Raw genomic sequence first — 13,792 nt, forward strand, 5'->3', positions numbered from 1 at the left:
ACTTGAAAAAATGGGCGGCGAGTGCAGTGGGGATCGCGCTGTGGGCGGGCATCACTGCGCTTGCCTCTGCCCAAGGCATCTACACCTGCGTTGACAAGCACGGCCGCCGTTTGACGGCTGATCGCCCCATCCTTGAGTGCCTGGACCGTGAACAGCGTGAGCTGAGTCCCTCAGGGGTTACCCGGCGCCAGATTGGCCCCTCGCTGTCAGACAGCGAGCGTGCGGCCCAAGAAGCCCAGCAACGCAAAGAAGCCGAAGAGCGCGTGCGTGTGATGGAAGAGCGCCGCCGCGAGCGCGCATTGGTAGCACGCTACCCCGACAAAGCCACCCACGACATCGAGCGCAACGCCGCCTTGCTGATGGTGGACGAGGTCACCTCGACGGCTGAAAAGCGCGTTGTTGAACTCAAGGAACAACGCAAGGCGTTTGACCTGGAGATGGAGTTCTACAAAAAAGATCCCAACAAAGCGCCCATGACCTTGCGCCGCAAGATCGGCGAAAACGAAGACAGCATTGCAGAGCAGCAGCGTTTTATCCTCGGCCAGGACCAGGAAAAGCGCAAGGTGAACCAGCGGTTTGATGTGGAGCTGGCCAAGCTCAAGGTTCTGTGGGATGCCTATAAACCTGTGAGCCTGCCTGCTGCATCGGCCACGCAACCTGCGGCGGCGTCGGCAGCCCGCTGATGGGTAGCAGCGATAAAAAAGCCCCTCTGGAATGAACCCGAGGGGCTTTTTCAATGGGGGGAGCAAGCCAGGGACTTTCAGTGCCCCTGCCTGCCCTTTGCGCTTCAGGCCGACAGCTTGGCCCGCAGCAAATCGTTGACCTGCTGCGGATTGGCTTTGCCCTTGCTGGCCTTCATGATCTGGCCCACCAGCGCATTGAATGCCTTGTCCTTGCCTGCGCGGAACTGGGCTACGTTGTCGGCGTTGGCGGCGATCACTTCATCGATGATGGCCTCCAGCGCGCCGGAGTCGTTCATCTGCTTGAGGCCCTTGGCTTCAATGATGGCGTCCACATCGACAGACTCGCCTGTCCACAGTGCATCAAACACCTGCTTGGCAGCGTTGTTGGAGATGGTGCCGTCGGCGATACGCGCGATCAGTGCGCCCAACTGCACTGCAGGCACCGGGGCCGCTTCAATACCAGACTCGCTGGCATTCAGGCGACGTGACAACTCGCCCATGATCCAGTTGCTGGCCAGCTTGGCCTGACCGCAGGCTTTGGCGGCGGCTTCAAAGTAGGCCGCCATCGCCTTGCTCTGCGTCAGCGTGGTGGCGTCGTACTCGGGCAGGCCGTAGTCGGCCACAAAGCGCGCAGCCATCGTGCGGGGCAGCTCCGCCATCTGGGCGCGTTGCTCGTCAATCCAGGCTTGCGAGATCTGCAGTGGTGGCAGGTCTGGGTCAGGGAAGTAGCGGTAATCGGCCGCGTCTTCCTTGGTGCGCATGGCGCGTGTTTCGCCCGTGTCGGGGTCGAACAGCACAGTGGCTTGCTGGATGGCATGGCCGTCTTCGATCTGCTCGATCTGCCAGCGGATTTCGTAGTCGATCGCCTGCTGCATGAACTTGAACGAGTTCAGGTTCTTGATCTCGCGGCGCGTGCCCAGCGGTTGGCCGGGTTTGCGCACCGACACGTTGGCGTCGCAGCGGAAGCTGCCCTCTTGCATGTTGCCGTCGCAAATGCCGATCCAGGTCACGATCTTGTGCAGCTCTTTGGCGTAGGCCACGGCTTCTTCGCTGGAGCCCATGTCGGGCTCGGTCACGATTTCCAGCAGGGGCGTGCCTGCACGGTTCAGGTCGATGCCTGACTGGCCAATGAAGTCTTCGTGCAGCGATTTGCCCGCATCTTCTTCCAAATGGGCGCGCACCAGGCGCACGGTCTTTTTCTCATCGCCCAAAAAGAACTCGACTTCGCCGCCTTGCACCACCGGGATTTCAAACTGGCTGATCTGGTAGCCCTTGGGCAAGTCAGGGTAGAAGTAATTCTTGCGGGCAAAAATGCTCTCTGGCGCAATGTGGGAGCCGAGAGCCAGTCCTAATTTGATAGCGCACTCAACCGCCTTGCGGTTCATCACCGGCAGGGTGCCAGGCAGTGCCAAGTCCACCGGGCTGGCCTGGGTGTTGGGCTCGGCACCAAAGGCCGTGGGCGAGCGGCTGAAAATCTTGCTCTGCGTGGCCAGCTGGGCGTGGGTTTCAAAGCCGATGACGACTTCGTACCCGTGAATCAATTTGCTCGTCGTCATAAATCAAAGCCCTCCGGGCTGGCGGAGGTGAAAGTCGGTGGCTTGCTGCAGGCGGTGCGCGGTGTTCAGCAACTGGGCTTCCTTGAAGTAGTTGCCGATCAGTTGCAGTCCCACGGGCATACCGCCTTCGCCAAAACCTGCTGGCACGCTCATGCCGGGCAGGCCGGCCAGCGACGCAGGCAGGGTGAAGATGTCGGCCAGGTAGTCGGCCAGTGGGTCGCTGCCGTGTTCGCCCAGCTTCCATGCCACCGTGGGTGCCACGGGTCCAGCGATCACATCGCATTCCTTGAAGGCGTTCTGGAAGTCGTCGGCAATCATGCGGCGAATCTTTTGGGCCTGCAGGTAGTAGGCGTCGTAGTAGCCGTGGCTCAGCACGTAGGCACCGATCATGATGCGGCGCTTGACCTCGTCGCCAAAGCCTTCGGCGCGGGTCTTTTTGTACATGTCCACCAGGTCGGTGTAATCCTTGGCGCGGTGGCCAAACTTCACGCCGTCAAAGCGGCTGAGGTTGGACGACGCTTCGGCTGGCGCAATGATGTAGTACACCGGGATCGACAACTCGGTGCGCGGCAGCGTGATGGGCACGAGCTTGGCGCCGAGCTTTTCGTATTCCTTGAGCGCGGCATCCACGGCAGCGCGCACATCGGGCGCCAAGCCATCGCCAAAGAATTCGGCGGGGATGCCGATGCGCAGGCCTTCGATGGAGTCATTGAGCTTGGCACTGAAGTCTTCCGCAGGCACATCCAGCGACGTGGAGTCGCGGTCGGCGTCAGGCCCGCACATGGCCGACAGCAGCAGCGCGCAGTCTTCGGCGCTGCGGGCCATGGGGCCGGCCTGGTCCAGGCTGGAGGCGAAGGCGATCATGCCGTAGCGGCTGGCGCGGCCATACGTGGGCTTGATGCCGGTGATGCCGCAAAACGATGCCGGCTGGCGGATCGAGCCGCCCGTGTCTGTGCCCGTGACGGCCGGTGCCAGGCGCGCAGCGACGGCGACAGCGCTGCCGCCCGATGAGCCGCCGGGAATTCGGCTGGTGTCCCAGGGGTTGCGTATGGGGGCGGGGGCGTCAAAACCCACGGGGGCCACCGCAGAATTCTCGTTGGCCGAACCCATGGCGAACTCGTCGCAATTGAGCTTGCCCAGTGTCACGGCGCCAGCCTCGGCCAGCTTGGTGACCACGGTGGCGTCAAAGGGTGACTGGTAGCCCGCGAGCATTTTGGAGCCTGCTGTGCTGGGAAAATCTTTGGTAACAAAGATGTCCTTGTGCGCGATGGGTACACCCGCCAGGGGCCCGGCGGTGCCAGCGGCAATGCGCGCGTCGGCCGCTTGGGCCTGGGCCAAGGTGGCGTCTTCATTCAGGGCCACGTAGGCGCCCAGGGTGGGGTGGGCCTTGGTGCGGGCCAGGAAATGCTGGGCGGCTTCCACGGCGGAAACCTGGCGGTTGCGCAGCTGGCGTGCCAGCTCGGTCACACTCAGGTCGTGCAGTGCGGTGGGGTTCTGGATCATGGGACTTACTCAATCACTTTGGGCACGAGGAACAGGCCGCGCTCCACGGCTGGCGCACTCTTTTGGTTGGCTTCGCGGTTGTTGGGCTCGCTGGCGATGTCTTCGCGCAGGCGCAAGGCCACGGCCTGGATGGCTGCCACGGGGTGGGCCAGGGGCTCAATCCCTTGGGTATCCACAGCCCGCATTTGCTCCACAACGTCGAAAAAGCCGTTCAATTGTGTGAGCATGCGCTCACTTTCTGATGGTGTGAGCTCCAGTCGCGCCAGATTGGCGATGCGACCAATGTCCTGAGGGGTCAGTGCCATAGGGAAAATATTTCTCGGGATACCAGATGTAAAGCTGTGATCCGGGTCATGCCGGAGGGAGTTATTCACAGGGGATGGGGTATTATCCCGGCTTTGCCGCAATACCCTCTTTTCAGCCGGTCATTGTGCGAAAAAAGTGATATTTGACTCCCACCCACTCCCTGACACACCCGGCGATGGCAGGCCGACGCGCATGCCGTGCCTGAGAGGATTTTTGAATGTTCGGAGCTTTTCGTCGGTACTTCTCCACCGACCTTGCCATTGACCTTGGCACCGCCAATACCCTCATTTTTGCCCGTGACAAAGGTATCGTTCTGGACGAGCCCTCGGTGGTCGCTATCCGCCACGAAGGCGGCCCCCACGGCAAGAAGGTCATCCAGGCGGTGGGCCACGAAGCCAAAGCCATGCTAGGCAAAGTGCCCGGCAACATCGAAGCCATCCGGCCCATGAAGGATGGCGTGATCGCCGACTTCGTGATCACCGAACAGATGATCAAGCAGTTCATCAAGATGGTGCACCCGCGCACGCTGTTCACCCCCAGCCCGCGCATCATCATCTGCGTGCCTTGTGGTTCCACCCAGGTCGAGCGCCGCGCCATCAAGGACGCCGCTGAAGCGGCAGGCGCCACGGCGGTGTACCTGATTGAAGAGCCCATGGCCGCTGGCATCGGTGCGGGCCTGCCGGTCTCTGAAGCCTCTGGCTCCATGGTCGTCGACATCGGCGGCGGAACGACTGAAGTGGGCGTGATCTCGCTGGGCGGCATGGTCTACAAGGGCAGTGTGCGCGTGGGTGGCGACAAATTTGACGAAGCCATCATCAACTACATCCGCCGCAACTACGGCATGCTCATTGGCGAGCCCACGGCTGAAGCCATTAAGAAGAACATTGGCTCGGCCTTCCCAGGCTCTGAAGTGCGCGAGATGGAAGTCAAGGGGCGCAACCTGTCTGAAGGCGTGCCGCGCAGCTTCACCATCTCCAGCAACGAAGTGCTGGAAGCCCTGACAGACCCGCTCAACCAGATCGTCTCGGCCGTGAAAAACGCGCTGGAGCAAACCCCCCCTGAATTGGGTGCCGACATTTCTGACCGCGGCATGATGCTGACCGGCGGCGGCGCGCTGTTGCGCGACCTGGACCGTTTGCTGGCCGAAGAAACCGGCCTGCCCGTGCTGGTGGCCGAAGACCCACTGACCTGCGTGGTACGAGGTTGCGGCATTGCGCTGGAGCGCATGGACCGCCTGGGCAGCATCTTCACCAGCGAGTAATGTGCAAGCCTGGGGCCTTCTTTCGCAGGGGGCTCTGGGTCAGAACCGCGTGATCGCTGATGTCTTCGTGCTTTGTGAGTCCACTGCAGTGACCCAGCCCCTGCGCGCCCCTTCCTGAGTACTGCCCTCTATGCCCCTGGGAACCCTAGACCGCAGTGCGCCACCTTTCTTCAAGCAGGGCCCGTCGGCCCTGTCGCGCTTGGCCGCGTTCAGCGCGCTGGCGCTGTTCTTGATGGTGGCCGATGCCCGCTTTCAAATCACCGGGCCCGTGCGCCAGGCCATTGGCTCGGTGCTCTATCCGGTGCAGTGGTTGGTGTTCCAGCCGGTGGAGTTGGCACGCCACGGCTCGGGCTACTTCCAATCCTTGCAATCGGCCCAGGCCGATGCCGATGCTGCCGCGCAAAAGCTGGTACTGGTGTCGCAGCAGGCGCACCAGGCCGAGCAACTGGCGCAAGAGAACGTGCGCCTGCGCAAGCTTCTGGCGCTGCGCGAGCGCCTGCAGACGCCCGCCCAGGCCGCCCAGGTGATTTACGACACCGCCGACCCCTACACCCGCCGCGTGGTGATTGACCAGGGGCAGTTGCATGGCGTGGAGCAGGGCGTGCCCGTGATGGACGAAGGCGGCGTGCTGGGGCAGGTGACGCGGGTGTTTCCCCTGGTGAGCGAAGTCACGCTGCTGGTGGACAGAGATCAGGCCATCCCGGTGCTGAACCTGCGCACCGGCGCACGCGCCGTGGCGTATGGTGACCCGATGGCCGAGCACGGTGGTGGCATTGAGCTGCGCTTTATCCAGGCCAATGCCGATGTGCGCGAGGACGACCTGCTCACCACCAGCGGGGTGGACGGCGTCTATCCCCCAGGCCTGCCTGTGGCCCGCGTGACCCATGTGGAACGCCGTGCCGACTCGGCCTTTGCCCGCATCTACTGCAAGCCCCTGGCCCAGGTGCAGGGTGTGCGCCATGTGATGGTGCTCAAACCCCTGACCGACCACCTGCCGCCCCGGCCTGAGCCCGCCCCCACCGTGACCAGCAAGAGGGCGCGCAAATGATCATGCCCCGTGGCCAGCAGTTGCTGCTGCCTGTCAACCCGGTTTTCATTGTCGTCAGCCTGCTGGTGGGCCTGGCCGTCAATCTGGTGCCCTTGGGGCGCTGGGTGTGGCTGCCGGACTTGCTGATGGTGCTGATCGTGTTCTGGAGCGTGCACCAGCCCCTGCGGGTGGGCATGGGCGTGGCGTTTGCGCTGGGGCTGTGCATGGATGTGGCGCAGTCTGCGTTGCTGGGCCAGCACGCGCTGGCCTACACCGTGCTCTCCTTCAGCGCCACGGCCATGCACCGGCGCTTGCTGTGGTTCAGCGTGCCCTCGCAGGCCCTGCAGTTATTGCCCATGTTTGCCATGGCGCATGGCATCGAGACCTTGCTGCGGATGGTCACCGGCGGCATCTTCCCGGGCTTCTGGGTGTTGTTGGCGCCTGCGCTGGAAGTCGCTTTGTGGCCCCTGGCCAGCTGGGTGCTGCTGGCCCCGCAGCGCCGCCCGCCCGATCGCGACGAGAACCGCCCCCTGTGACCATGGTGAGCGCACGAACGTTACGACGGCTCGCAGTGCAAGCCTGGAGGGGCAGCACACATGACTGAAATCCGCAACGTTGCCGCCGACGCATCGCGCCTGCGCCTGCGCGTGCTGGTGGTGGCCGCCGTGGTGTTTTTGGCGTTCGGCCTCATCGTGGCGCGGCTGCTGTATTTGCAGGTGGTGCGCCACGAAGATCTGGCCGCCCAGGCCGAGAGCAACCGCACGGCCGTGGTGCCCATCGTGCCCAACCGGGGCCTGATCCTGGACCGCAATGGCGTGGTGCTGGCCACCAACTACGCGGCCTACACGCTGGAGATCACCCCATCGCGCGCAGCCCCGCTGGACGACACCATCGACGCGCTGGCCAAGGTGGTGGACATCCACCAGCGCGACCGGCGGCGCTTCAAGCGCTTGCTGGAAGAGTCGCGCAATTTCGAGTCGCTGCCCATTCGCACCCGCCTGAGTGATGAGGAAGTGGCGCGCTTTGCCGCGCAGCAGTACCGCTTTCCGGGGGTGGAGATCAAGGCGCGCCTGTTCCGCAACTACCCCCTGGGCGAGATCGGCAGCCACGCCATTGGCTACATTGGCCGTATCAACCAGAACGAGAAGCAGCGCATTCAGGACGCGGACGACGAGGCCAACTACCGGGGTACCGAATACATCGGCAAGCTGGGGGTGGAGCAAAGCTTTGAATCCGACCTGCACGGCATCACCGGCGTGGAGCAAATGGAGACATCGGCCGGCGGGCGTGCCGTGCGCAAGCTGGCCAGCCGTCCTGCCACACCGGGCAAGAGCGTGATGATCTCGCTGGACATCAAGTTGCAGAAGATGGTGGAAGACCTGTTTGGTGACCGCCGTGGCGCCCTGGTGGCCATCGATCCGCGCAACGGCGAAGTGCTGGCCCTGGTGAGCAAGCCCACGTTTGATCCCAACCTCTTTGTCGAAGGCATTGACGTGGAGAACTGGACCGCGCTCAACGAATCCATCGACAAACCCCTTCTCAACCGCGCACTGCGCGGGCTGTACCCGCCGGGGTCCACCTACAAGCCCTTCATGGCGCTGGCGGCGCTGGAGCTGAACAAGCGCTCGCCCAGCATGATCGTCAACGACCCGGGTTTTTACAACTTCGGTGGCCGCACCTTCCGCAGCCACGAAGGCGGCTTGGGCGCGCTCGACATGCACCGGGCCATCCAGTTCTCCAGTAACACCTACTTTTACTCACTGGCGGTGGAGATGGGGGTGGACACCATCCACGACTTCATGAAGCCCCTGACGTTCGGGCAGTCCACTGGCATTGACCTGAACGGCGAAGTGCGCGGCACCCTGCCCAGCACCGAATGGAAGCGCAACACCTACAAGCGCCCGGAAATGAAGCGCTGGTTCCCTGGCGAGACGGTGTCGCTGGGCATTGGCCAGGGCTACAACAACTTCACCATGCTGCAGCTGGCTGTGGCCGAGGCCACGCTGGCCAATGGCGGCACGCGCTACGCGCCGCACCTCATCAAGGCTGTCAGAGACACGGTGACGGGCGAGCTGACACCGGTGCCCCAGCCGCCTGGCAAAGACCTGGGCTACAAGCCCAAGAACGTGGAGATCGTGCGCAACGCGCTGGTGGCGGTGAACAAGGGCGGCACCGGCACCCGTATCTTTGCCGGGGCGCCGTACACCTCCGCCGGTAAAACCGGCACCGCACAGGCGGTGAGCCTGGGCCAGAACGTCAAATACAACGCCAAGGCGATGGAAGAGCACCAGCGCGACCACTCGCTCTTTGCCGCGTTCGCACCCGCTGAGTCACCGCAGATCGTGGTGGCCTTGATTGTGGAAAACGCGGGCTTTGGTGCCGCCGCCGCCGGGCCCATCGCGCGGCGCGTGTTTGACTACTGGTTGCAGGGCGAATACCCCAACGAGGAAGACATCCAGGCCGTGCGCAAAGGCCAGGCTGCTGCGCCAATTGGCAAACCGCGCCGGGCAGACGAAGTCACCTTGCGCTGAGCCTGAAGCAGGCCGCAGCCGCCTATGTGCCGTCTCGGCAAAGCGATTGCTAACACCTGCTCACAGCATGCGTGCGCCATTGGCATCACAATCCGGCCGCTTTCGCCCTTCGGAGGAGAGCACCCGATTGCTACCTGCCGGCGGACACCATGCAACGCCAACGCCGCCGGGCCCTGGGGGCCCTTCCTGTTTTTCTGCTCACGGCGTGCGGCGGAGGTGGTGGGGGCGATGCTCCGACCAGCCCGACCAGCCCGACCAGCCCGACCAGCCCGACCAGCCCGACCAGCCCCGGCACGCCTTCGGTGCCTCCCTCGGGCGTTACGTACGGCAACCTCTCGCGCGCCAGCCTGGGCGCTGGGGCCTCGCTCAATGGGGCCATTCCGTTCCCTGCGGACAACCCCTGGAACACCGACATCAGTGCCGCCGAGGTTGACCCGAACTCCGAGCGCCTGATCGCCAGCATGGGTGCCGACACGGGCCTGTACCGCGACTTTGGCTCGGGCCTGTGGGACGGGGCGCCCATCGGCATTCCGTACCGCGTGGTGTCCGGCCAGCAGGCCACGGTGGTGATCGAGTACCAAGCCTATGGGGACGAAAGTGACCCTGGCCCGTTCCCCATCCCGCTGGACGCGCCTGTGGAAGGCGCGCCGGGGCGGGGCGGGGACCGGCATGTGCTGGTGATCGACCGGGACAATCAGCGCCTCTATGAATTGGGACGTGCCTTTGCGAAAGGCGACCGTTGGCAGTCCGATGTGGGGGCCGCGTTCCACCTCGACAGCAACAACGTGCGCCCCAGCGCGAAGGCGGGCTGGACCAGCGCCGATGCCGCCGGGCTGCCGATCTTTCCCGGTCTGGTGCGGTACGACAAGGCCTCGCAGGGCGCGGGGGGCATTCGCCACGCCTTGCGCTTCACGGCAGCACGCACGCGCAAAGCTTTTGTGCCGCCCGCCACGCACTACGCATCCTCCAGCACCGACGCCAACTTGCCGCCCATGGGCATGCGGGTGCGGTTGAAGGCCAGCTACGCCATCCCCAGCAGCTTCAGCCCCGAGGCCCAGGCCATCCTCACAGCGCTCAAGACCTACGGCACGCTGCTGGCCGACAACGGCTCGAACTGGTACCTCAGCGGGGCCCCGGATGAGCGCTGGAACAACGATCGCCTGCTCACCGAGCTGGCCTCAGTCAAGGGGCGTGATCTGGAGGTGGTGAAGATGACCGGCTTGGTCACGCAGGTGTAGGCACGGGCTGCGCTGCTGTGTCCAGTGCAGTGTTGGGTTCTATTTGCTATTGTTTTGGTAGCTTCTAGCGCTTATTCAATAAGCGCTAGGGCCTGTTTTTATCTAAAAATATCGCGGTGGCGCACCTGTTCAGGCCGCCTGTGCCTTGCTGGCCGGCTGCAGCTGGCTCACCACCAGGGCGGCCACGATCAGGGCCGCGCCGCCGCTGCCTGTCCAGCCCAGGCTTTCGCCCAGCAGCACCCAGGCCGTCAGTGCCGCAAACACGGGCTCCAGCCCAAAGACGATGGCGCTGCGCATGGCGTCCACCCGCTGCTGGCCCCAGGCCTGCAGCGTCACCACCACCACGCTGGCCAGCAGGCCCAGGTACACCAAGGCAATCCAGGCGGCGTTGTCTAGGCGGGTCAGTTGGGGCAGCCAGTCCATGTGCCCATCGCGCCCCCACAGCAGCACGGTGGCGGCGCCACACATCACCAGGGCCTGCGCGGCGGCCATGCGGGTGGCGCGCAGCGGGGCGGCGCTGGTGCGGCGCGCACATTCTTCCAGCGCCAGGATGTACAGCGCATAGAACACCGTGCTGGCCAGGGTGAGCGTGTCGCCCAGGTTCCAGGGCTCGTTTTCATGGAACATCAGCGCCATGCCCGCAAACGCCATGGCGCAGGCCGCCCACAGCTGCCAGCCGTAGCGGCGGCCCAGCGCCAGCATCGCAATCAGCGGCACCACCAGCACGTTTAGGCCGGTCACAAACGCGTTGCGATTGCTGCTGGTGCGCGCCAGTCCTTCAATCTGCAGCCAGAACGCCAGAAACAGCAGCAGCCCCAGCGCGCAGCCCCAGCGCCGCTCATTGCTGCGCATGCCGCGCCACAGCGGCAGTAGCACCACCAATGCAATGGCGAAGCGCAGCCAGATGATCTGCAGCGCATCGAGTTGCGCAGACAGCAGCTTCATGGCCGGGAAGGTGGTGCCCCACACCACGGTGACGATGAGCAAGGCCATCAGGCCGGAACGTTCGGTGCGCATGGGAAGACCTCTCCAGAACCAAAATCCAAAACAAAACCCAGCCCGCAAACAAAAAGGGCCCCCGGTTGCCCGGTGGCCCTTGGGTCAGGCTCTCCCGGTCGCCGTGTCAGTGGCTGACTCGACCCAGAAACGCGCGGATGCGGTCGTTGGCCGGGTTGTTGAAAAACTCCTGCGGCGGCGCATCGTGGGCGATGCGGCCCTGGTCGAAGAACATCACGCGGTCGGCCACCTCGCGGGCAAAGCCCATTTCGTGGGTGACCACAATCATCGTCATGCCGCCGCGCGCCAGCTCGCGCATCACGTCCAGCACTTCCTTGACCATCTCCGGGTCCAGCGCCGAGGTAGGCTCGTCAAACAGCATCACCTTCGGTTGCATGGCCAGCGCGCGGGCAATGGCCACCCGCTGCTGCTGCCCGCCCGACAGTTGCCAGGGGTACTTGTGCGCATGGTCTTGCATGCCCACGCGGCGCAGCAGCTGCATGGCGTCCTGGTTGGCCTGGGCGCGGGGCGTGTGGCGAATGCGGCGGGGCGCCAGCGTCACGTTGTCCAGCACGCTCATGTGGCCAAACAGGTTGAACTGCTGGAACACCATGCCCACCTCGCAGCGCTGGCGCTGCAAAGTGGTGTGGTCGTCGCACACGTCCACGCCGTCGATGGTGATGCGCCCGGCGTCGTGCGGCTCCAGCCGGTTGATGGCGCGCAGCAGCGTGCTCTTGCCCGAGCCAGAGGCGCCAATGATCACCGTCACCTCGCCCGTGTGGAACACGGTGGACACTTCTTTGAGTACCTGGTGCGTGCCAAACGATTTGCACACGCCCTCGGCAACGATGTAGGGCTTGGGCTGGGCCACAGGTGCAGATACAGGGTGGTGGCTCATTGGTTGCGCCCTTCCACGTCAAAGCGGTACTCGACCGCGTTGGAGATTTGCGTGACCAGCGTGGTGAGCAGCAAATACGTCACCGCCACCGTGGTCAGCGTGGCAATAGGCTGGAAGGTGGCCGACTGGATGCGGTTGCCCACGTTGGTCAGCTCCACCACGCCAATGGCATAGGCCAGCGACGAATCCTTGAGCAGCGCCACAAAGTTGCTCACCAGCGGCGGCAGCGAAATCTTGAACGCCTGCGGGAACACCACATCCAGGAAGACGTGCACACGCCCCAGGCCCAGCGCCCGAGCGGCTTCGGTCTGGCCGCGCGGCACGGCCAGCAGGCCCGCGCGCAGCGCCTCAGCGTTGTAGGCGCCCACGTTCAGCCCCAGGGCCACCACGGCGGCAGCAAAGTCGGGCAGGTTCAGGCCCGGCACCAGCACCGGCAGGGCAAAGTACACAAACAGAATCTGCACCAGCAGCGGTGTGCCGCGAATCGCCCAGATGTACAGGCTGGCCGCCCAGCGCACGGCCACCCAGCGGGCGGTGCGGGCCAGCGCGGCCACGGTGCCCAGCACCAGGCCCACGGCGCCGCTGATGAGCGTGAGCCACAGCGTGGTGCGGGCGCCCTCAGAGAACGCCTGGGCGTTGGAGCCAATGGGTTCGGGCAGGAAGGAGAGCAGTTCGCCCAGCAGCGACAGGGCCAGCACCATGAGCACCACCGCGGCGACCAGGGTGGCATTGCTGCGCTGCTGGCGCGTCCAGGTTTGCGGCCAAAGGGCAATAAGCATGAATGAAATGACCGGTCGGTCTCAGTTCTGAATCGATCCAGCCGCAGAGGCTGGGGCATCCACGGCGCCAAAGGTGGCGAGTGTGCCAGCAAAAACAAAGGGTGCGCAGAGGGCATGTACCCTCTGTGCACCCTGGGGGCTGCAGGGGCGGGGGCCAGCTTGGCTCACCTCAACCCCTCTCGCCCCTGGCGATGGCAACTCAGTTGCAGCGCACGTCTTCGTTGAAGTACTTCTTGGACACGGCGGCGTAGCTGCCATCGGCCAGCACTTCGGCAAACGCCTTGTTCCAGGCGTCGGCCAGACCTGTGTTACCCAAGGCCATGGCGGGGGCAATGCGCTCGATGAACAGCATGTCGCCCAGCTTGAAGCCGGCCTTGGCGTTCTTGGCCGCGGCTTCCTTGGCCACGAACTTGTCGCTTACCCAGGCGTCCACGCGCTTGGAGATCAGGGCGCGCTGGGCGTCGGTGTCTTGGGGGAAGTTCTTCACTTCCTTCACGCCTGCGAGCTTTTGCACTTGCGTGAGGTAGCTGGTGCCGGTCTGCACGGCCACCACCTTGCCGGTGAGGTCCTTGGCGTTGCGGATTTTTTCATCCATCGCCACGATCATGCCGCCCGAGCAATAGTGGGGGTTGGCAAACGTCACGGCCTTGGCACGCTCTTCGGTCACGCCGTGCGAGGCGATCACGGCGTCCCAGCGGTTTTGGGCCAGGCCGGTCAGCAGGGCGTCAAAGCCCAGGGTCTTCCACTCCAGCTTCAGGCCCATCTTCTTGACCACCAGCTCGGCCACTTCCACTTCAAAGCCCGTCAGCTGGGTGCCCTTGAAGTAGTTGAAGGGGGCAAACTGGCCCTCGGTGGCGATGATGATCTTGCCGTCTTTTTTGACTTCGTCCAGCGTGCGGGCCTGGGCGGCAAAGGCAGCGCACAGCGCCACGGCGGTAACAACGGTCTTCAACAGTTTCATGGCAAGGTCCTGCTAGGGGTGTTTCAGGTACAAAAAAATCCGGCATGCAGGTA

General features: G+C 64.1%; 13 protein-coding genes. 6 read left to right on the forward strand and 7 right to left on the reverse strand.

Going from position 1 to position 13,792, the window contains the following annotated elements; all coding sequences use genetic code 11:
* The first annotated feature begins 2 nt into the window (after nt 1-2).
* Nucleotides 3-683: a DUF4124 domain-containing protein gene (locus C8C98_RS09200; protein ID WP_121454027.1), complete on the forward strand. Its 681-nt coding sequence runs from the start codon at nt 3-5 to the stop codon at nt 681-683.
* A gap of 104 nt (nt 684-787) precedes the next feature.
* On the opposite strand, the gene gatB is transcribed toward C8C98_RS09200, so the two are convergent.
* Genes gatB through gatC form a run of 3 tightly spaced genes read right to left on the reverse strand, consistent with a single transcriptional unit; the run spans nt 788 to nt 4,047 of the window.
* Nucleotides 788-2,239: an Asp-tRNA(Asn)/Glu-tRNA(Gln) amidotransferase subunit GatB gene (gatB, locus tag C8C98_RS09205; RefSeq protein ID WP_121454028.1), complete on the reverse strand. Its 1,452-nt coding sequence runs from the start codon at nt 2,237-2,239 to the stop codon at nt 788-790.
* Between the two features lie 3 nt (nt 2,240-2,242).
* Nucleotides 2,243-3,742: an Asp-tRNA(Asn)/Glu-tRNA(Gln) amidotransferase subunit GatA gene (gene gatA, locus C8C98_RS09210; protein WP_121454029.1), complete on the reverse strand. Its 1,500-nt coding sequence runs from the start codon at nt 3,740-3,742 to the stop codon at nt 2,243-2,245.
* Between the two features lie 5 nt (nt 3,743-3,747).
* The gene (gatC, locus tag C8C98_RS09215) at nt 3,748-4,047 is read right to left on the reverse strand and encodes an Asp-tRNA(Asn)/Glu-tRNA(Gln) amidotransferase subunit GatC (protein WP_121454030.1); all 300 of its coding nucleotides are present in this window, start codon (nt 4,045-4,047) and stop codon (nt 3,748-3,750) included.
* 218 nt (nt 4,048-4,265) lie between these two features.
* Between gatC and C8C98_RS09220 the strand changes: the two genes are divergently transcribed.
* The 5 genes from C8C98_RS09220 (at nt 4,266) to C8C98_RS22050 (ending at nt 10,105) form a co-directional block, all read left to right on the forward strand.
* Nucleotides 4,266-5,309 (forward strand): rod shape-determining protein, encoded by a 1,044-nt coding sequence (locus tag C8C98_RS09220; protein ID WP_099657536.1) that lies wholly within the window; start codon nt 4,266-4,268, stop codon nt 5,307-5,309.
* Nucleotides 5,310-5,439: 130 nt separating this feature from the next.
* Nucleotides 5,440-6,357 carry a rod shape-determining protein MreC gene (gene mreC / locus C8C98_RS09225; RefSeq protein ID WP_121454031.1) on the forward strand — a complete coding sequence of 306 codons (918 nt, stop codon included), beginning with the start codon at nt 5,440-5,442 and terminating at the stop codon, nt 6,355-6,357.
* On the forward strand, nt 6,354-6,872 hold the full coding sequence (gene mreD / locus C8C98_RS09230; RefSeq protein WP_121454032.1) for a rod shape-determining protein MreD: 519 nt from the start codon (nt 6,354-6,356) through the stop codon (nt 6,870-6,872). The genes mreC and mreD overlap by 4 nt, the downstream gene beginning before the upstream one ends.
* Before the next feature lie 60 nt (nt 6,873-6,932).
* A complete protein-coding gene (mrdA, locus tag C8C98_RS09235) occupies nt 6,933-8,867 on the forward strand; it encodes a penicillin-binding protein 2 (protein ID WP_121454033.1) in 1,935 nt (644 codons plus the stop codon).
* A gap of 149 nt (nt 8,868-9,016) precedes the next feature.
* The gene (locus C8C98_RS22050; protein ID WP_147436355.1) at nt 9,017-10,105 is read left to right on the forward strand and encodes a hypothetical protein; all 1,089 of its coding nucleotides are present in this window, start codon (nt 9,017-9,019) and stop codon (nt 10,103-10,105) included.
* 129 nt (nt 10,106-10,234) lie between these two features.
* Here the strand turns inward: C8C98_RS22050 and C8C98_RS09245 are convergent, their stop codons facing one another.
* From C8C98_RS09245 to C8C98_RS09260, 4 genes are all read right to left on the reverse strand, one after another.
* Entirely contained in the window at nt 10,235-11,122 is an 888-nt protein-coding gene (locus tag C8C98_RS09245) for a DMT family transporter (protein WP_121454035.1), read from the reverse strand.
* 106 nt (nt 11,123-11,228) lie between these two features.
* Nucleotides 11,229-11,999, reverse strand: coding sequence for an amino acid ABC transporter ATP-binding protein (locus C8C98_RS09250; protein WP_121454036.1), 771 nt, complete (start codon nt 11,997-11,999; stop codon nt 11,229-11,231).
* On the reverse strand, nt 11,996-12,778 hold the full coding sequence (locus tag C8C98_RS09255) for an amino acid ABC transporter permease (protein ID WP_099657542.1): 783 nt from the start codon (nt 12,776-12,778) through the stop codon (nt 11,996-11,998). Before C8C98_RS09255 ends, C8C98_RS09250 begins: the two co-directional genes overlap by 4 nt.
* 199 nt (nt 12,779-12,977) lie before the next feature.
* Nucleotides 12,978-13,739 (reverse strand): ABC transporter substrate-binding protein, encoded by a 762-nt coding sequence (locus C8C98_RS09260; RefSeq protein WP_121454037.1) that lies wholly within the window; start codon nt 13,737-13,739, stop codon nt 12,978-12,980.
* Nucleotides 13,740-13,792: the final 53 nt, after the last annotated feature.

It is taken from the genome of Acidovorax sp. 106, assembly GCF_003663825.1.
Lineage (GTDB): Bacteria > Pseudomonadota > Gammaproteobacteria > Burkholderiales > Burkholderiaceae_C > Acidovorax.